15 protein-coding genes and 1 pseudogene are annotated in these 16,836 nt (G+C 48.7%); 9 read left to right on the forward strand and 7 right to left on the reverse strand.

Annotation, left to right across the window (positions count from 1 at the left end):
* Positions 1 to 38: 38 nt before the first annotated feature.
* Positions 39 to 623 carry a thioredoxin family protein gene (locus DXT99_RS00455; protein WP_115563545.1) on the reverse strand — a complete coding sequence of 195 codons (585 nt, stop codon included), beginning with the start codon at positions 621 to 623 and terminating at the stop codon, positions 39 to 41.
* A 10-nt stretch (positions 624 to 633) separates the two neighbouring features.
* Positions 634 to 1,284 carry a 4'-phosphopantetheinyl transferase family protein gene (locus DXT99_RS00460; protein ID WP_115563546.1) on the reverse strand — a complete coding sequence of 217 codons (651 nt, stop codon included), beginning with the start codon at positions 1,282 to 1,284 and terminating at the stop codon, positions 634 to 636.
* A 139-nt stretch (positions 1,285 to 1,423) separates the two neighbouring features.
* On the opposite strand from DXT99_RS00460, the gene DXT99_RS00465 reads away from it, so the two are divergent.
* The 3 genes from DXT99_RS00465 to folB are packed head-to-tail and all read left to right on the forward strand — an operon-like array spanning position 1,424 to position 3,705.
* Positions 1,424 to 2,353, forward strand: a complete 930-nt coding sequence (locus DXT99_RS00465; RefSeq protein WP_115563547.1) for a WD40 repeat domain-containing protein — start codon at positions 1,424 to 1,426, stop codon at positions 2,351 to 2,353.
* Complete coding sequence (locus DXT99_RS00470; protein WP_115563548.1) at positions 2,350 to 3,336, forward strand: DivIVA domain-containing protein; 987 nt, start codon at positions 2,350 to 2,352, stop codon at positions 3,334 to 3,336. Before DXT99_RS00465 ends, DXT99_RS00470 begins: the two co-directional genes overlap by 4 nt.
* Before the next feature lie 12 nt (positions 3,337 to 3,348).
* Positions 3,349 to 3,705 carry a dihydroneopterin aldolase gene (gene folB / locus DXT99_RS00475; RefSeq protein ID WP_115563549.1) on the forward strand — a complete coding sequence of 119 codons (357 nt, stop codon included), beginning with the start codon at positions 3,349 to 3,351 and terminating at the stop codon, positions 3,703 to 3,705.
* A 461-nt stretch (positions 3,706 to 4,166) separates the two neighbouring features.
* Here the strand turns inward: folB and DXT99_RS00480 are convergent, their stop codons facing one another.
* Positions 4,167 to 4,640, reverse strand: coding sequence for a Dps family protein (locus DXT99_RS00480; protein ID WP_115563550.1), 474 nt, complete (start codon positions 4,638 to 4,640; stop codon positions 4,167 to 4,169).
* A gap of 172 nt (positions 4,641 to 4,812) precedes the next feature.
* Here DXT99_RS00480 and DXT99_RS00485 point away from each other — a divergent pair, with 172 nt between their 5' ends.
* On the forward strand, positions 4,813 to 5,757 hold the full coding sequence (locus DXT99_RS00485) for a hydrogen peroxide-inducible genes activator (protein WP_115563551.1): 945 nt from the start codon (positions 4,813 to 4,815) through the stop codon (positions 5,755 to 5,757).
* A 296-nt stretch (positions 5,758 to 6,053) separates the two neighbouring features.
* The gene (locus DXT99_RS00490; protein ID WP_115563552.1) at positions 6,054 to 7,142 is read left to right on the forward strand and encodes a porin; all 1,089 of its coding nucleotides are present in this window, start codon (positions 6,054 to 6,056) and stop codon (positions 7,140 to 7,142) included.
* A 424-nt stretch (positions 7,143 to 7,566) separates the two neighbouring features.
* On the opposite strand, the gene DXT99_RS00495 is transcribed toward DXT99_RS00490, so the two are convergent.
* Together DXT99_RS00495 and sucD are read right to left on the reverse strand one after the other, a co-directional pair.
* Complete coding sequence (locus DXT99_RS00495) at positions 7,567 to 8,961, reverse strand: mercuric reductase (RefSeq protein WP_115563553.1); 1,395 nt, start codon at positions 8,959 to 8,961, stop codon at positions 7,567 to 7,569.
* Between the two features lie 162 nt (positions 8,962 to 9,123).
* Entirely contained in the window at positions 9,124 to 10,014 is an 891-nt protein-coding gene (sucD, locus tag DXT99_RS00500; protein ID WP_115563554.1) for a succinate--CoA ligase subunit alpha, read from the reverse strand.
* A 328-nt stretch (positions 10,015 to 10,342) separates the two neighbouring features.
* Here sucD and DXT99_RS00505 point away from each other — a divergent pair.
* Positions 10,343 to 11,326, forward strand: a pseudogene (locus tag DXT99_RS00505) (PLP-dependent cysteine synthase family protein); the annotation flags it as partial.
* Positions 11,327 to 11,681: 355 nt separating this feature from the next.
* Complete coding sequence (locus tag DXT99_RS00510) at positions 11,682 to 12,116, forward strand: response regulator (RefSeq protein WP_115563556.1); 435 nt, start codon at positions 11,682 to 11,684, stop codon at positions 12,114 to 12,116.
* A gap of 265 nt (positions 12,117 to 12,381) precedes the next feature.
* Here the strand turns inward: DXT99_RS00510 and DXT99_RS00515 are convergent, their stop codons facing one another.
* On the reverse strand, positions 12,382 to 13,224 hold the full coding sequence (locus DXT99_RS00515; protein ID WP_115563557.1) for a sulfite exporter TauE/SafE family protein: 843 nt from the start codon (positions 13,222 to 13,224) through the stop codon (positions 12,382 to 12,384).
* A 35-nt stretch (positions 13,225 to 13,259) separates the two neighbouring features.
* Positions 13,260 to 14,900 carry an adenine deaminase gene (gene ade / locus DXT99_RS00520; protein WP_115563558.1) on the reverse strand — a complete coding sequence of 547 codons (1,641 nt, stop codon included), beginning with the start codon at positions 14,898 to 14,900 and terminating at the stop codon, positions 13,260 to 13,262.
* Between the two features lie 262 nt (positions 14,901 to 15,162).
* Here ade and cmk point away from each other — a divergent pair, with 262 nt between their 5' ends.
* Together cmk and DXT99_RS00530 are read left to right on the forward strand one after the other, a co-directional pair.
* Complete coding sequence (gene cmk, locus DXT99_RS00525) at positions 15,163 to 15,867, forward strand: (d)CMP kinase (protein WP_115563559.1); 705 nt, start codon at positions 15,163 to 15,165, stop codon at positions 15,865 to 15,867.
* A gap of 10 nt (positions 15,868 to 15,877) precedes the next feature.
* Complete coding sequence (locus tag DXT99_RS00530; RefSeq protein ID WP_115563560.1) at positions 15,878 to 16,768, forward strand: 4-hydroxy-3-methylbut-2-enyl diphosphate reductase; 891 nt, start codon at positions 15,878 to 15,880, stop codon at positions 16,766 to 16,768.
* Positions 16,769 to 16,836 lie beyond the last annotated feature (68 nt).

The raw sequence follows: 16,836 nt of genomic DNA on the forward strand, positions 1-16,836 counted from the left end.
TGCGGTTGCCTTCTTTGGTTTGTTTATATTTTCAGTTACTAATACTTCTTGATTAAACAGCCCGTGGCGCGCTTGTCAGGTGTTGCTACTGCTTTATTTGCCAGTACCGAATCAATCACGCTTCTGAGGTAGTAGTTCTTCACGCCGCTTTCCACCTGTGGGTTATCGTCTATCGCCCCCTTGTATTTCAGCACAAAGCCATCACCCGTGTTGTGCAGCACGAATACTTCCGGTGTTTTGGTGGCACCAAACTGCCTGCTCACCTTCTGGCCTTCATCGGCTAAGTAAGGAAAACTATAGTTTTTGGCGGCCATTGCCTCCAGTGTCTCACTTCCGTCACCTACACCCGGGTTCACGAAAACAAACTGCACGCCCTGGTTGGCATAGGTGCTGGACAAAGTAACCAGCCGGTTTTCGTACAATTTTGCATAGGGGCATTGGCTGTTTGTAAACACCAGTACCACAGTTTTGGCATTGGTGAAATCAGACAGGGAAGCAGTTTGGTTATTACTGCTCTTCAGAGTGAAATTTGTTACTTTATCGCCCAGTTGATAGCCTCCAGACTGAGCAAAAGCACCAACTGAAAGGAACAAGGCTGTAGCAAGAGAGGCTAAGTATTTCATATAACAGGGTTTAGGTTGTAGTCTTTGATTCACTGTCGATGCAGTAGGTAAGCACGTGTTCCTGTATGGTGTCGTGATGAATCTGGTACAATTTAGAAAAATTTTCGATTTGCACACGACCCAGCAGCATATTTGGCTCCAAACCCGGACTTATCAACAAATTATCCTTCAATACCAGCTTTTTACGGCTGTACAATTTGTACAATGTTTCTTTGGCACTCCAGTATAGGCAGGTAGCTTTTTCATCGGATGCGGTACAGCGCTTCTCTGCTTCTGTCAAAAACTTATCTGCTACGCGCAGTGCCTTCGGGGTTATTAGTTCAATATCTATGCCAACCTGATGCTGCCCTGAAAGTATAACGGCGGCCAGGTGTGGCGAGTGCGTAATAGACACGTGCAGAGGCTGGTCCTGAAAGTAGGGCCTGCCGTTCTCATCCCGCGCCAGCACCAGTGGCTCCGATGTGAAGTGGGGCAGCAACTGATACACCAGCACCCTGCTGGCCAGCCACTCCTGTTGCCGCCTGGGGTGTACCTTGCCTGCCATAGCGCTGACATCGGCATGTAGTGGCAGTAGGGCGCGTAAATCCTGCACGGACTCCTGTAGTTGCCAGATACCAAGCCAGGTGTTTGGGTTTAATTGTCGGGTAAGCAGAAGGGGCATAGCTGAAAAGGCACGTTGGCGGTGGTTTTATACTGGCGGGCACCGCAGGTTCGCCGTATTTATTGTAAATTTAGCTAAAATTAGATATCATACTGAATTACGGTAATACTGTATTACAGTAATATGGCATTACAGCAATATGACCAGTAAAGTACAAGTTCAAAAACTAAGCACCCTCACCGGTCACCGCGACTGTGTGTACACCCTGGAGCGGTCGGGGGAGGAGCATGTCTTTTTCTCGGCTGCCGGCGATGGCATGGTGGCAGCCTGGGATCTGAACAACCCGGAGAACGGGGAGCTTATTGCGAAGGTAAGCACCTCTGTGTATGCACTCCGCTATGTGGCAGACCGGAACCTGCTGCTCATAGGGCAAAACCAGGAAGGGCTGCAGGTAATTGATTTAAAGGATAAGAAAATACTGAAGTCGGTGCCGCTCCCGAAGGTAGCCATCTTTGATATTGCCTATATTCCGGAGCTGCAGAAAATATTTGTAGCCATGGGTAACGGTGCCGTTTGCGTGCTTCACAGCGACACGTTTAAGCTGCAGACTACTGTTCGAAAAACAGACCAAAGCGCCCGCAGCCTGGCCTATAACCCGCAAACGCAGGACCTGGCCATCGGCTACAGCGACAACGTCATACGCATATTCGATGCTGCTACGATGGAGCTGAAGCACGAGATGGCCTCCCACGCCAATTCCGTGTTTACCGTGGCTTATTCACCGGATAGCAAGCTGTTGCTTTCCGGAAGCCGCGATGCCCACCTGCGGGTGTGGGAGGTAGAGCAGAATTACAAAGAGCGCGGCTATACTATTGCGCATATGTATACCATCAATCATATTACCTATAGCCCCGACGGACGTCATTTTGCCACCTGCAGCATGGACAAGTCCATCAAAGTTTGGGATGCCGAGACCTTTAAACTGCTGAAGGTGATCGATAAAGTGCGGAATGCCAGCCACGGCACATCGGTGAATAAATTATTTTGGTCGGCTCATCAGAATCAGTTAGTTTCGTGTAGTGACGATCGCACCATTTCGGTTTGGGATATTAAACAGGTTGAGTTATGAAGATTACACCATTAGAGATCAGACAAAAAACGTTTGAAAAGGCTTTCAGAGGGTTAGACAAGGATGAGGTAAATGCCTTTTTGATGACGCTCTCGCAACAGTGGGAAAAGTTACTGGATGAGAATAAGGACTTGCGCATGAAGCTGGACGCTTCGCACCGCGAGACCCAGAAATTGCGTGAGGTGGAGTCTTCACTTTACAAGACACTTAAAACGGCCGAAGATACTGGTAGCAGCATTGTGGAGCAGGCAACCAAATCAGCAGAACTGAGAGCCCGCGAAGCGGAACTGCAGGCAAATGAACTGCTGAACCAGGCACGCAACCAGGCACGCCAGGTGCTCGAGGAAGCGACAAGGCAGTCAGAAAAACTGATAACCGAGATGAAGCAGGAAGTGAAAGTGCTGGAGCAGGACTACCAGCGCATGGAAGGCCACCTGGACACGATGGTTCGTGAGCTGAAGAACCTGGCCAACGAAGCCCTGGAAAGAGCTGAAAAGACAAAGGCAAAACCTAAAACCAATACACAGAGTATTCTTTCAAGAGCCGACAACGTGAAAGTTGAAAGCGCCGAGCTACTGAAAACCTTGAAAGAAATGAAAACAACTACTGAAACGAGGCCATACCAACTGGCAGAATCTACGGCAGCTAACGCGCCTGTAGCCATTAGCAACAGCAACGGGTACCACCCACTGGGTGACCCTGCGCCAGACGTAACGCAGCCGCAACCAGAGGTGCCAAGCCCAATAGAGCCAACGGTACCCAACGTGCCTTCTCCGGAAATTGAGCCAGTGCAGCCGGATTATCCGGGACGTGTGCCCGCTCCGGACATTGAGCAACCTATACCGGATATTGAACCAGTGCAACCAGAGAAGCCTGAAATTCAGCCGCCGCTTACGGAGCCGTCCCGCAACTATGCTACCAGTGGTGCTGGTGCTGTAAAGCAAACTGCAACTGCCGGTTCATTCTTTGATGAGATAGGCTAAGCCGCCATACGTATGGGACAGATTGCGCTGGAGGGTATGGAGTTTTTTGCTTTCCATGGCTATTATGATGAGGAGCAGAAAATCGGCAACAAGTACGGTATTGATCTGATTATAGATGCTGACCTGCGCCGCGCCGCCGAAAGCGACGACCTGCACGAGACGGTAAACTACGAGGTACTGTATAAACTGGTGCTGACCGAAATGAAGTCTCCTGCCCGTTTGCTTGAGCACCTGGGGCACCGCATCATTGATAAAGTATATGAAAGATTCCCTTTTGTAGCTTCTGTTAAAGTAAACGTATATAAATTTAACCCACCCCTCGGGGGCATCTGCCAATGGGCAAAGGTTAGTTTAGAAGAAGCGAGGTAAGAGGGACAAAGGACTTTTTAAAGAAGGACAAATGACTTTTGATTCTTTGTCCTGTCCTAGGGCTTACCTCAAGCTATAAAATAAAAGCGGCTGGTTCTGAAAAGAGCCAGCCGCTTTTTATTACTGTGAGTTCCTCTATTTACCATTCCATCCTTCTTAGGCAGACAGGGACGGGGAAACTGCCTTTCTTTTCAACCAGTCCCAGCGGGACGACCTGTTGGTAGCTGATAGTCTGCAAGCACCCCTAGCTCCAGAGGAGCAACCTGTTCATACATACCAAACAGGTCACTCCTCTGGAGCTAGGAGTTAATGATAGGTTTTCTATTGACAGGCCGTCCCGCCGGGACTAGAAGCTTAAGGACTTTAAAGGAACTTTAAGAGGCCTCGTAAACAAAAAAGCGCCGGCAGAAACTGCAGGCGCTTTAGATATATAATTGGGTAGTCGTAGTTTCCTCAGGAAACTAGCTCAGGAAGGCGTTTAGCATCCAGAGCGTTTTCTCATTTTCATTTATGTCTTCGCTGATAAGGCTAACAGTACCTTCATCGCCGGTGTCAGCGGCTAACTTCAGAATCTCGCGCTCCAGGTCCAGCAATGTGCTTAGGTTCTCATGTGTTACTGATATTGTTTCTTTATCGCCACTCAGATTACCCGCTTCCTTTATGCTGGAAACCCGCACATAATCAGAGAAAGTATGTAAAGGCTGCTGCCCGATAGTTAAAATGCGCTCTGCAATGGCATCAATTTTTGTAAGCGACACCGTGTATAGTTCTTCAAACTTTGCGTGCAACTGAAAGAAGTGGATACCCTTAATATTCCAGTGGAATCCGCGCAGGTTCTGATAATATAGATGATAGTTTGCCAGCAACTCATTCAGTTTTTCGGCAATCTGCAGGCTATCCTCTTTCTGTAATCCGATATTCGTAAGCTTTTCCATAGTCGTTTCTTCTTTGGTTATTTATAAGCTTATGTACAAAGATTGTGCAAGTATGTTCATAAATCAAATCGATAATATTTATGCTAGTATAAACTTTGTCTATTTGTTACCTTTGCTGGTGCCCGCAAATACTCAGGGCAAATCAATACTTAAAATTTAATTTACACAACCGATGACGCTTGTGCAGTTAGAATACCTGGTGGCAGTAGATACCTACCGGCACTTTGCCACCGCAGCAGAACATTGTTTTGTAACGCAGCCTACACTCAGTATGCAGCTTCAAAAGCTGGAGGAGGACCTTGGCGTGCAACTTTTTGACAGAAGCCGTGTGCCGGTGCGCCCGACAGAAGTGGGCAAAGACATTATTGCGCAGGCCCGGATTGTACTGGCGGAGGCGAAGAAGGTGCAGGAGATTGTGCTGAACCAAAAGCAGGAGCTTAGCGGGGAACTGCGTGTCGGAGTTATTCCTACGTTGGCCCCTTACCTGATCCCCCTGTTCATTACCAGCTTTTTAGAGAAGTACCCCCATGTGCGGGTAGTAGTGCAGGAGTTGCTGACAGAGCAGATTGTAGAAAAGCTGAATCATGAGTTACTGGATGTAGGCCTGCTGGTAACACCGCTGGAGAATAAATCCATTAGGGAGCTGCCACTCTTTTATGAGGCCTTTGTAGCTTACGTAAACCCGGACCATGCACTGGCGAAGTCAGAGGCTATAGATCCCGGGCAGTTGGACCTGGAAGAGCTGTGGGTGCTGAATGAGGGCCACTGCTTCAGGAGCCAGGTGCTCAACATTTGCAACAGGGGCGTGCATGTAGGCGCCGAGGGCAAGGGGCACCTCGATTACAGAAGCGGGTCTTTGGAAACACTCAAACGTATTGTAGAGACACAGCACGGCCTCACGCTTTTACCAGAATTATCGGTGCTGGAAATGCCTGAGGAAAAGCTCCGGTTAGTGCGCCCTTTCCAGGAGCCGCTGCCGCTGCGGGAGGTAAGTCTGGTCGTGCACCGCAGCTTCCTGAAGAAAAAGCTGATAGAGGCGCTACAAAAAGAAATTGTAGCCGCTGTTCCGGCAAGTATCCGTGAAAGAAAAAAGGAGCAGGTAGTGGCGATAAAATAAGTACCGGCACTGATGCAATTTCGCTCTTGCTGCTTCTTTTGAACAGCAAGATTATTCATGAAAGCATTCAACAGCGGCAAACGAGATGGAAGGCATAGGCGCTGTTAGCGGTATCTGACTCTTTTTTCTTTGAGCGTCCTCCTGCGTTACAAACCTGAACATGATTCCTGATTTTGATTCTGCCCTGTAGCAGAGACAACCCATCAGCCTGAAATAAGGTAAATGGCATAAAAGAAATAATGAAACACGGTACCTTTTTACGCACTAAGAGGCCAGTAAAAGGTTAAAACAGTACTATGCGATTTTTTACCACCATACTTTCCCTTCTATTATTCATTGCTCCTGTTTTTTTAAACGCACAGTCTATAGACTCATTAAGCATAGAAGCCGCTGCAACGCCTTTTCAGCTAAGCGGGGCAGTGGATGTATACTATGGGTATGATTTTTCGAAACCTGTCGGGCAGGACCGCCTCTACACCACGCAGGCATACCGGCACAATGAGTTTAATCTGAACTGGGGCTTCTTACAGGCAGATTATGCCACAGACCGGGTGCGGGCCACGCTGGCACTGCATACGGGTACCTATGTGCAGGCAAACTATGCAGATGAGCCAAACGAACTAACCCGGCTGATAGCGCAGGCAAACGCAGGAGTACGGCTGGCTGAGGATCTTTGGCTGGACGTAGGTATTCTGCCGTCGCATATTGGTTATGAGTCTACTTTCTCCGGCGATAATGAGATTTACACCCGGGCGCTGATGGCGGAAAATTCGCCCTATTTTGAGACCGGGGCACAGCTAACGGCAGCCGTGTCTGACCAAGTAACCCTGACCTTTCTGGTACTCAACGGCTGGCAGAACATCCAGGAAACGAATGATGCCAAGTCTCTGGGCTTTGGCATCAGCTATACCCCTACAGCGCAACTGGAACTAAGCTACAACAACTACTATGGCAATGAAGCACCGGAAGGTGTAGAGGCAAAGCGACGGTTCTTTAACAATTTTAATGCTGGCTACACCTTCTCTGACAGGTTTTCGATGGGAGCCAGTGCCGACTATGGCCGCCAGGAATTGTTTGGCAGCAACGAGAAAGGGAGCTGGTACGCCGCTATGTTGCTGGCCCGCTATAGACTAAGCAACCACTTCGCCCTGGCCGGTAGGGTGGAGCATTATAATGATGAAGACCAGATTATCGTTGTAACAGGTACTCCCGCCGGTTTCCAGACATCCAGCGCCTCGCTTAACTTCGACTACATTCCGGCAAACAATTTCCTGTGGCGGTTTGAGGCCCGGGGCTATGACTCCAAAGACAGAATCTTTTATGGGGAAGAGGAAACGGAGGGCAACAACCTGCTATTAGTTACTTCCTTTTCTGTGAAGTTCTAAAAGTAGGGAAAGTAATGTACAATCACCTTTTCTGAAGTGCCGGGTCAAACCACCCCTACCCCTCCTTGTCCAAGGATGGGAGCCTGCTGCTTCAGGTCGAAGGACTTTTTCCATTGCTGATGCTTTACTGCTGAAATCTGCAGCACGAAGTGAATGTGTTTCCAGTCTTTGGGTTGAGCGCCTTGTATTTGTTGCGGTGCTGAGCGACAGCGAGGCAGCCGGAGCAGAGCTAAAGAGGGCCCCTTCCCCCGGCAGCTTCAAATGCACAGCGCGATGCCCTTAAGAGGGCCCCTACCCCCACGACGAGGCCACTCGGCCCAGAGAGCACAGGAAGGCAAGATGGAAAAGGCTGCTAATGAGCCGCTGGATAAACTGTAGCTACGGTAGCTTAGGCAAAAAGCTATGAAAAGAGCTTAAAGTGGTACTAACCGTCCATTTTCATGAACAGGTTGTTCAGCGCCTCCAGGTAGGTTGGATGCGCAAACACACCTTCTTTTAGCTGTTTATAGCTGAGCTTGCCCATCATGGCAATTTGAAGCGCCGTCATTATTTCGCCTCCCTCCGCAGCAAGGATGGCGGCGCCTAATATCTGCTCGTTCTCCTCGTTCACAAGCACTTTCATAAAGCCCTTAGTATGCCCGGTTTCTTCGCCCCGGGCTACTTTCGACATCTCCAGCTTCGCTATTTTGTATTTTATTTCTTGCTCTTTCGCCTGCTTCTCACTTAGCCCTACGCGTCCCAGTTGCGGATCCGTGAAGACGCAGTAAGGTATAGGCCGGTCGTCGGTGGAGCGGTGCTTGCCATGCAGCAGGCTGTCGCGCAGAATGCGGTAATCATCATAGGAGATGTGTGTAAACTGCGGCCCGCCTTTCACATCACCAATCGCATACACATTCTCCGCAGAAGTGTGCAGGTGCTTGTCTGTTTTAATGTTGCCTTTCTTATCCGTTTCAATACCTGCTTTCTCTAAGTCCAGGTCCGCTGTATTTGCTTTTACGCCGGTGGCAAGGAGCAAATGGCTAGCGGTTATTTCCTGCTGCTGACTGCCTTTTGATTTTACTTTCAACTTAATGCTGTTACCTTCCTTCGTTATTTGTTGCGGCTCCGTGTCAAGGAGAATGTTGATGCCTTCTTCTTCGAGTATCTTTTTCAGCTCTGTTGCCACATCCTCATCTTCGCGGCTCAGCAGCTGTGCCCCGTGCTGTACAATAGTAACCTTACTGCCGAACCTCCGGAACATCTGCCCAAACTCCAGCCCAATATAGCCGCCGCCCAGTATCAGCAGGTGCTCTGGCGCAACAGTTAAGTCCTGTATGGTTTTGTGGTTGAGGTGTTCTATACTGTCTATGCCTTCTATAGCAGGCACAGAAGGGGCGGCGCCGGTGTTGATGATGATTCTGTCGGCAGTCAGGGCTTGAGTGGCACTTCCATCTGACTTCACCTCAATTTTCTTTTTGTCTAGAAACGAAGCAGTACCGCGCAGCAATACTGCCTTTGAGTCCTCTAAGCCTACCTCATTGTTTTTTCTGGACTGCAGCACCATCTTATCGCGGCGCTGTTTTACTTCCTGCATGTTCACCTGCACCTCCGGTACATGAACTCCGTACTCTGCCGCCCGACGCGCCATGTGCGCCGTTTGGGCACTTGCCAGCAGGGTTTTAGTAGGCGTGCAGCCATAGTTCACACAGGAGCCTCCCACATCATCTTTTTCAATAATGGCTACTTTCTGCCCCGCTTCGGCCAGGACTTTGGCTAAAGGAATACCGCCCTGGCCTGTTCCGATAATGATGGTGTCGTAGTGCTGCTGTTCTTCTGGCATTGATGTGAGGGTTTTAAACTTCAACTGTTTGTGCTGAAGTATACCAAACGAAGTTAACAGCGGCCGGTTGTGCGGGGGAGGGTAGTGGCAAAAAAGAAAGGCTGCCTTTGCAGGGCAGCCTTTCTTTTTCGTTATACCTACTAAAAGTATGTATGAATCAAATTAAGCGTTGATACCGGCTTCTTTCAAAGCTTTTACCATGGCATCGCCGATTTCAGCCGGAGACTCCACTACATGGATACCGTTCTCACGCATGATTTTCATTTTAGCGGCTGCTGTATCTTCAGCACCACCTACAATGGCACCAGCGTGGCCCATGCGGCGTCCTGCAGGCGCTGTCTGGCCAGCGATGAAACCAACAACCGGCTTTTTGTTACCTGTCTCGCTTACATACTTAGAAGCCATGGCCTCATAGTTACCACCAATCTCACCAATCATCACGATGGCATCTGTCTCAGGGTCTTCCATCAGCAACTGAACAGCATCTTTGGTAGGCGTGCCAATGATAGGGTCACCACCAATACCGATAGCTGTAGAAATACCCAGTCCCGCTTTCACAATCTGGTCAGCAGCCTCATACGTTAAAGTACCTGACTTGGAAACAATACCGATACGGCCTGGCTTGAAAACGAAGCCTGGCATGATGCCCACTTTTGCTTCGCCTGGCGTTATAACACCCGGGCAGTTAGGACCGATCAAGGTTACATTCTTATTTTTAAGGTAGTTTTTAGCCTGCACCATGTCTTTTACAGGAATCCCCTCTGTAATTGCCACGATAACGCTGATACCAGCATCAGCAGCTTCCATAATAGCGTCAGCGGCGAAAGCTGGTGGTACGAAAATGATAGATACGTTGGCACCAGCCTTTTCAACAGCCTCTTCAACTGTATTGAAAACCGGACGGTCGAGGTGCGTAGAACCACCTTTGCCTGGGGTTACACCACCAACAACGTTAGTGCCGTACTCGATCATTTGCTGTGCATGGAAAGATCCTTCCGAGCCTGTGAAGCCCTGCACGATCACTTTCGAATCTTTATTTACTAAAACACTCATGTGTATCTTATTTAGTTTGTGTATTGACGGTCGAACTATAAGCTTGTGCAAAAATAGGCTTTTTTGTGGCCCCTGCAAAAAATAGTTGTCCCTAATATAGTGTTTGGTAATGCGGCCAACGGAACGACTTATGTCTGTTATGCTGTTGGTTAAGTGGCCTGAACGTATGCCCTGCTGTTCTCGTAAACGCATTTTTTGCCAGAACCGTTGGCAACGCAATTTTGTCATTTGCTGTTTCTCTGCTGTACAGAACCAGCCTGCAGAGGCTGTTCCTGTTCAAAATTTGAAATGATTTAATTTCTTACCTTTGCAACAAAAAACAAAACAGATGAAGTATCTGAACCATATAACCGAGGCAATCGGTAATACCCCGCTGGTGAAGCTCAACAATGTAACCAAAGGCATTAAGCCCACTGTGCTCGCTAAGGTAGAGTACCTGAACCCGGGTAACTCTATCAAAGACCGCATGGCCGTTAAAATGATTGAGGATGCGGAAGCTGCGGGCATCATTAAGCCAGGCGGAACCATTATCGAAGGAACGTCCGGCAATACGGGTATGGGGCTGGCGTTAACTGCCATTGCAAAAGGATATAAATGTATTTTTACCCTTTCAGATAAGCAGAGCAAGGAGAAGATTGACGTGCTGAAGGCTGTAGGTGCCGAGGTGATTGTGTGTCCTACCAACGTGGCACCCGACCATCCGGATTCTTACTACTCCGTGGCAAGGCGGCTGAACCAGGAAATTCCGAACTCGTTTTACCCGAACCAGTACGATAACATGTCGAACACTGTGGCGCATTACGAGACAACGGGCCCTGAACTATGGGACCAGACGAATGGGGATATTACTCATTTTGTGACTGGCGTAGGCACGGGAGGTACTGTTTCCGGTACATCGCAGTACCTCAAAGAGCAGAAGTCTGGTATCATCACGGTTGGCATTGATACCTATGGCTCTGTTTTTAAGAAGTACAAGGAGACTGGTATTTTCGATGAGAAGGAGATTTACCCTTACGCCACTGAGGGTATAGGTGAAGATATTTTGCCAAAGAATGTGAACTTCGACCTTATTGATACTTTTATTAAAGTATCGGATAAAGACGGGGCTGTGATGACCAGAAGGCTTGCCAAAGAAGAAGGCCTGTTCGTGGGCTGGTCCGGCGGAACGGCTGTGTTTGGTGCTTTAGAGTACGCCAGAGAAAACAACCTGACCGAGGATGATATGATGGTGGTAATACTGCCTGACCATGGGTCCCGTTACCTGGCCAAACTCTACAACGACGACTGGATGCGCTCTCAGGGATATATTGACTAAGTATTTTTTGAGAAAAACAGAAAAAGGGAAGCCCGGACTATAAAATCCGGGCTCCCCTTTTTCTGTTTTAATATAACATTACCACTGCCTGACCTGCTTTTATTTTTTAAGTTGGATTGTATTATATAATTTTACACTATCCGCCACTGCATCAGGTATAATTTACAGGTGATAAGAAGAAAAGAATTAGGCTTCTTGAGTAGATAAGCCACCTGAAGGAGAAGATTGGCCTTGTAAAAAAGAACAGCCAGAGGCAGGGGAAGAGGAGTGTGAAAGCTATTTGGTGAGTTTGTAAAAACTACTTCATTAGATTTCACCGTATACAAGTACGCATAGGGTTTTTAACATAGAAATGAAAGAGAAGCTATCAGGCGTTTTACTTATCGATGACGACGATACCACAAATTTTCTGAACCAGCGCCTGCTCGACAGGATGAAGGTGACGGACAATGTACGCACGTTCGTGAACGGTAAGCAGGCTTTTGACTACCTGTACAATGTTAGCAATAACAATTACGAGACAGAGAGCAGTAACTATTTTAAGCCGGAGCTGATTTTTCTTGATATTAACATGCCGGTAATGGACGGGTTTGAGATGCTGGAACTGTATGAGCGCCTCAATGCCGATTTTAGGAGCAATATTGTGATGGCAGTACTCACCACCTCCACACACCCACAGGATACAGCTAACTTCAAAAGATATAATGCCGAGTACCTGACCAAGCCACTGACCGCCGAAAAGGTAAATGCACTGCTGCAGAAACTCTCCGAACAGAAAGAAGCTTAAATCAACACAGGTACCAGGTCACAAGACTTTGCCTTTATAAAGTAACTTGTTAATTATAAATGAGTTAGTAGTATAAATAAAGCCTTTATTGGAACAATTTTTATGCTTCGCATTTAACACAGCGCGGACCTTGCAAATAATGCAGGGCCCGCGCTGTGTTTTAAGAGCTTGTTTAAATTTTGTTTTTGACAGCGTACACTTGCACCTCAAAGGATAAAGCTTAAACAAGTTCTAAGTCCTTTTCTTGAACAAGCTTTAAGACCTTTTAAAAAGAAAAACCTCCGCCAGTCTTCATCAGCAGGTTGAGGAGTACGCCAGTTCCAGCCAACAGTAACCCAATGGCAATAAGTCGCTCCAGTTTCTTGCCCCGTGGGGTTCTTTTCTTGAGCAGGTTGCCGATTAAAGAGCCTACGGAAAAGGCAATCATCAGGGGCAGGCTACGGTTCCAGAGCACGTTGCCCAGCAGGAAATGGCTGATAAAGCCTGTGAAGCTAGTTACCACCAGTATAAACAGGGAAGTAGAAGTGGCAATCTGGGCGGGCATCCGGAAGAGTTTTATCATCATAGGCGTCTGTAGAAACCCGCCCCCAATGCCGAATAAGCCCGCCACGGTGCCTGATACAAAACCAAAGAGAGACACTACGCCGCCATTTAGCCGGTAAGCCAGCTTCTTCTCTCTGTTTTTCCGGATAAAAGAGGTAGGAGCCCGCCGGATGCGGTACATCATGCCTGCGTGGCGGGGCACTTCCTTCTTTTTAGGCAGGATCATGATTACCCCGATACCCAGCACAAACACCACAAAAATCAGCTGAAGCTCCTGCACAGGAAGAAATGCAACCATGAAAGCCCCTAACACGGTTCCGGCCATAGCAGGCAGCTGAATCAGTATGCCCACCAGGTAATCGATACTTCGGTCACGGAGGTTAAAGAGCGAGGCAATGATAGCGCCTGGCATCATCGCCGACATGGCGGAGCCGATGGCAATCTCCATGTTATAGCCAAAGAAGATAATCAGGATGGGTACGAGAAACACACCTCCTCCGAAACCCACGGTTGTCCCAAACGCACTCACTATAACACCTACTATAAAAAGCACAAGCTCCTGCATCTGCTACGGCTCCCGTTTGGGGGATGAATATGTGGTTAGTCTATTTCCGCCACAGATACGAATTTAAATTCATCTCCGTTGAAAAGGCCTTTGTCGCTGAGCTTTAACGACGGGATAACAAGCAGTGCCATAAAGGAAAGCGTCATGAACGGTGACTCCAGTTTGCTGCCCATGTCTTTGCTCATACGGTCTATGGCCGAGTAGTGTGCTGCCACGCTGTAGCCATCCTCCGCCGACATAATGCCCGCCACTGGCAGCGGCAGCAGTTGCTGTACGCCCATGCCTACGGCCGCCACGCCTCCCTTAGACTGTATTATCAGGTTCACAGCCTTAGCTATACTTTCATCATCCACACCCACGGCCACAATGTTATGGGAATCGTGGCCCACGGAAGAGGCGATGGCCCCTTCCTTCAGGCCTATGTTTTTGATGAACGCGACGGATGGCGCCGCATTCTCGTACCGGTTCACCACTGTCAGTTTCAGCACGTCCTGCGCCAGGTCTGGCACAATAAAGCCGCCTTCTATCTTAGGCACGGCCCATTGTTGTTTTGTAATGAGCTGCCCGTCAAAAGCCTCCATCACGCGGATTCTGGTGGCGTTCCCGGCCAGCACGGCGAACTCCTCCGGCGATTTAAGGTCTGTGTTAAAGTTGTTGATATCTTCGCTCTCCGAGAAGGCAATCTTCGTTTTGCCGTGCTCGGCTACCAATTGCCCGTCCAGGTAAGTCGCCTGCACATTAAAGTTATCGAGGTTGTCTACCGTTATAAAATCGGCGGCATCACCTTCCCGCAGCAAGCCAACCTCCAGTTTATAATGCTCCACCGGGTTCACGCAGGCAGCCTGTAACACATGAAACAGGTCGTTGCCAGCTGCCAGCGCACGCTTTACCAATAGGTTGATGTGCCCCTCCACCAGGTTGTCTGGGTGCTTATCATCAGAGCAGAACATAATGTGTTGGTAGTGCTCCGGCAGCAGCGGAATCAGGGCTTCAAAGTTCTTGGCCGCGCTGCCTTCTCTTATCAGAATCTTCATGCCTGCAGCCAGTTTGTCCAGGGCTTCGGCTGCAGTAAAACACTCATGGTCGGTGCTGATACCGGCGGAGGCATACTGCCGGGCCTGCTCACCCCGCAGGCCGGGGGCGTGGCCATCTACGGCTTTGCCGTACTTTTGGGCTAGTGCTATCTTCTCCATCACGTCCGGGGCGCGTTGCAGCGTGCCGGGCCAGTTCATCATTTCTGCCAGGTACTTTATCTCACCGCGCTGAAACAGCTTCTCAATATCAGCGGCCGTAATCTCTGCGCCGGCCGTTTCGAAAGGCGTGGCCGGAATACAGGACGGAGCGCCAAAATAAAACTTGAATGGCACCTTGTTCCCGTTCTCTATCATATACTCCACGCCTTTCAGGCCGAGCACGTTTCCGATCTCGTGCGGGTCCGAGACGGTGGCTACAGTGCCATGCGGCACGGCCAGGCGGGCAAACTCGCTGGGCACCAGCATGGAGCTTTCGATGTGCACATGGGCATCCACAAATCCGGGTAATATATAATTGGTAGCCGCTGTGGCCTCACGAACTATTTTAGAAATGCGGCCGTTTGAGACATGAACAGTGCCTTCGTAGATTTCTTGGTTATGTATGTCGACGATATGTCCGCTAATGGAAAAACTGGTAGGCATGGTAACAGGTGTTTGTTTTGAAAATTGCCCTTTTTGTGGGCGAGAAACGGTAAATTACTTTATATTTGCATTAAATTCAGTTGATTTGAGAAAGATAATTTCATACCTGATATTAGCGAGTTTTCTGGCAACGGGCCCACTGGCTGGCTGCACCGCCAAAACACCTCAGCAAAAAAAGACGGCATCTCTCAAAAGAAAAAGCAAGCTGGGCAATCTGCCTTGCCCCTGCGACTCTAATTAAATTCTCCATTTTTTCTCCCCTATGAAGAAAATAGTAATTGCACTCGACGGGTATTCCTCATGCGGCAAGAGCACCACGGCAAAATTAGTAGCCGCAGAACTTGGATACGCTTATATAGATACCGGTGCCATGTACAGAGCGGTTACATTATATTTTCTGCAGCACCACGTGTCGCTTACCAATCCCAAGGAAGTGAAGGACGCACTGGATCAGATAGAGGTTGAGTTTCACTACAACCCAAAAACAGCGCGCAACGAAGTTTATCTAAATGGCCTTAATGTGGAGGATGAGATACGTAAAATGTATATTTCAAACCAGGTAAGCGAAGTAAGCGTAGTGCCGGAGGTGCGCCATGCTATGGTGGCACAGCAACAGAAGATGGGGAAAAAACGCGGGGTAGTGATGGATGGCCGTGACATAGGAACAGCCGTTTTCCCGGATGCGGAGGTAAAGGTTTTTATGACCGCCGATGTAGACACCCGCGCCAGGCGCCGGCAGGAGGAACTGCTGGAGAAAAAGCAGTTGGTGAACCTCGACGAGATAAGGGAGAACCTGAAAAAGCGCGACCACATAGACTCTACCAGAAAAGAGAGTCCCTTGCGCCGTGCCGATGATGCGCACCTGCTGGACACCTCGCACATGACGATTGATGAGCAGGTGGAATTTGTGATGAATAAGGTAACTTCAAAAATATTAACAAACGAAATTTCTTTGCAGCAGAACTGAAGCAGAAAAGATGAACGTAACCATAGATAAAAACTCCGGCTATTGTTTCGGGGTGGAATTTGCGATACAGATGGCTGAGGATGAGATGGAGCACTGTGAAGAACTCTACTGCCTCGGAGATATAGTACACAACGGCATGGAAGTGAAACGCCTTTACAACAAAGGCCTCCGCATCATAGACCGTGAGCAGCTGCAGGAACTGCGAGATTGCAAAGTGCTCATCAGAGCGCACGGCGAGCCGCCGGAAACTTATAAACTGGCGCTTGAGAATAACATTGAATTAATAGATGCCTCCTGCCCGGTGGTGCTGAAACTGCAGAACCGCGTGAAGCACGCTTATGACGGAGGCAAAGCCGAAAACGGGCAGATTGTCATCTATGGCCAGATGGGTCACGCAGAGGTTATTGGTTTGGCGGGCCAGACTGGCGACGAAGCTATTATCGTAACAACGGAGGATGATTTACATAAAATCGATTTTACCCGCCCGGTTACCCTTTTCAGCCAGACAACCAAAAGCACGAAAGGCTTCTACCATATTAAGGCCCTGATCGAGGAACGTTTAAAGCAGGCAAACCAGGACAGTACCCAACCTGTTTTCGACGCCAACGACAGCATTTGCCGGCAGGTGTCTAACCGCGAACCGCAACTGGCTAAGTTTTCAACGGAGCATGATGTGATTGTATTTGTGAGCGGCAAGAAAAGCTCGAACGGGAAAGCGCTTTACAACGTATGTAAGCAGCACAACTCAAACAGCTATTTTGTAGAAAACGAAGAGGAACTGGAGGAAGCCTGGTTTGCCAATGCTGCCAGTGTAGGAATTTGTGGTGCAACGTCTACCCCTATGTGGCTGATGGAGCAGGTGGCTAACAGTATAGCTGCCATTGAGGCAGAGCCGGTGTAAAATATTACCGATATAATATATTGGCTTTTTTGCTACATTTAGGCTTTGCTTCGGCAAGGCCTTTTTTT

Origin of the sequence: Pontibacter diazotrophicus (assembly GCF_003367245.1) — a bacterium.
Classification (GTDB): domain Bacteria; phylum Bacteroidota; class Bacteroidia; order Cytophagales; family Hymenobacteraceae; genus Pontibacter; species Pontibacter diazotrophicus.

Coding starts and splice junctions, on each gene's coding strand:
- DXT99_RS00455 (WP_115563545.1), bottom strand. CDS start 623: ATGAAATACTTAGCCTCTCTTGCTACAGCCTTGTTCCTTTCAGTTGGT.
- DXT99_RS00460 (WP_115563546.1), bottom strand. CDS start 1,284: ATGCCCCTTCTGCTTACCCGACAATTAAACCCAAACACCTGGCTTGGT.
- DXT99_RS00465 (WP_115563547.1), top strand. CDS start 1,424: ATGACCAGTAAAGTACAAGTTCAAAAACTAAGCACCCTCACCGGTCAC.
- DXT99_RS00470 (WP_115563548.1), top strand. CDS start 2,350: ATGAAGATTACACCATTAGAGATCAGACAAAAAACGTTTGAAAAGGCT.
- folB (WP_115563549.1), top strand. CDS start 3,349: ATGGGACAGATTGCGCTGGAGGGTATGGAGTTTTTTGCTTTCCATGGC.
- DXT99_RS00480 (WP_115563550.1), bottom strand. CDS start 4,640: ATGGAAAAGCTTACGAATATCGGATTACAGAAAGAGGATAGCCTGCAG.
- DXT99_RS00485 (WP_115563551.1), top strand. CDS start 4,813: ATGACGCTTGTGCAGTTAGAATACCTGGTGGCAGTAGATACCTACCGG.
- DXT99_RS00490 (WP_115563552.1), top strand. CDS start 6,054: ATGCGATTTTTTACCACCATACTTTCCCTTCTATTATTCATTGCTCCT.
- DXT99_RS00495 (WP_115563553.1), bottom strand. CDS start 8,961: ATGCCAGAAGAACAGCAGCACTACGACACCATCATTATCGGAACAGGC.
- sucD (WP_115563554.1), bottom strand. CDS start 10,014: ATGAGTGTTTTAGTAAATAAAGATTCGAAAGTGATCGTGCAGGGCTTC.
- DXT99_RS00510 (WP_115563556.1), top strand. CDS start 11,682: ATGAAAGAGAAGCTATCAGGCGTTTTACTTATCGATGACGACGATACC.
- DXT99_RS00515 (WP_115563557.1), bottom strand. CDS start 13,224: ATGCAGGAGCTTGTGCTTTTTATAGTAGGTGTTATAGTGAGTGCGTTT.
- ade (WP_115563558.1), bottom strand. CDS start 14,900: ATGCCTACCAGTTTTTCCATTAGCGGACATATCGTCGACATACATAAC.
- cmk (WP_115563559.1), top strand. CDS start 15,163: ATGAAGAAAATAGTAATTGCACTCGACGGGTATTCCTCATGCGGCAAG.
- DXT99_RS00530 (WP_115563560.1), top strand. CDS start 15,878: ATGAACGTAACCATAGATAAAAACTCCGGCTATTGTTTCGGGGTGGAA.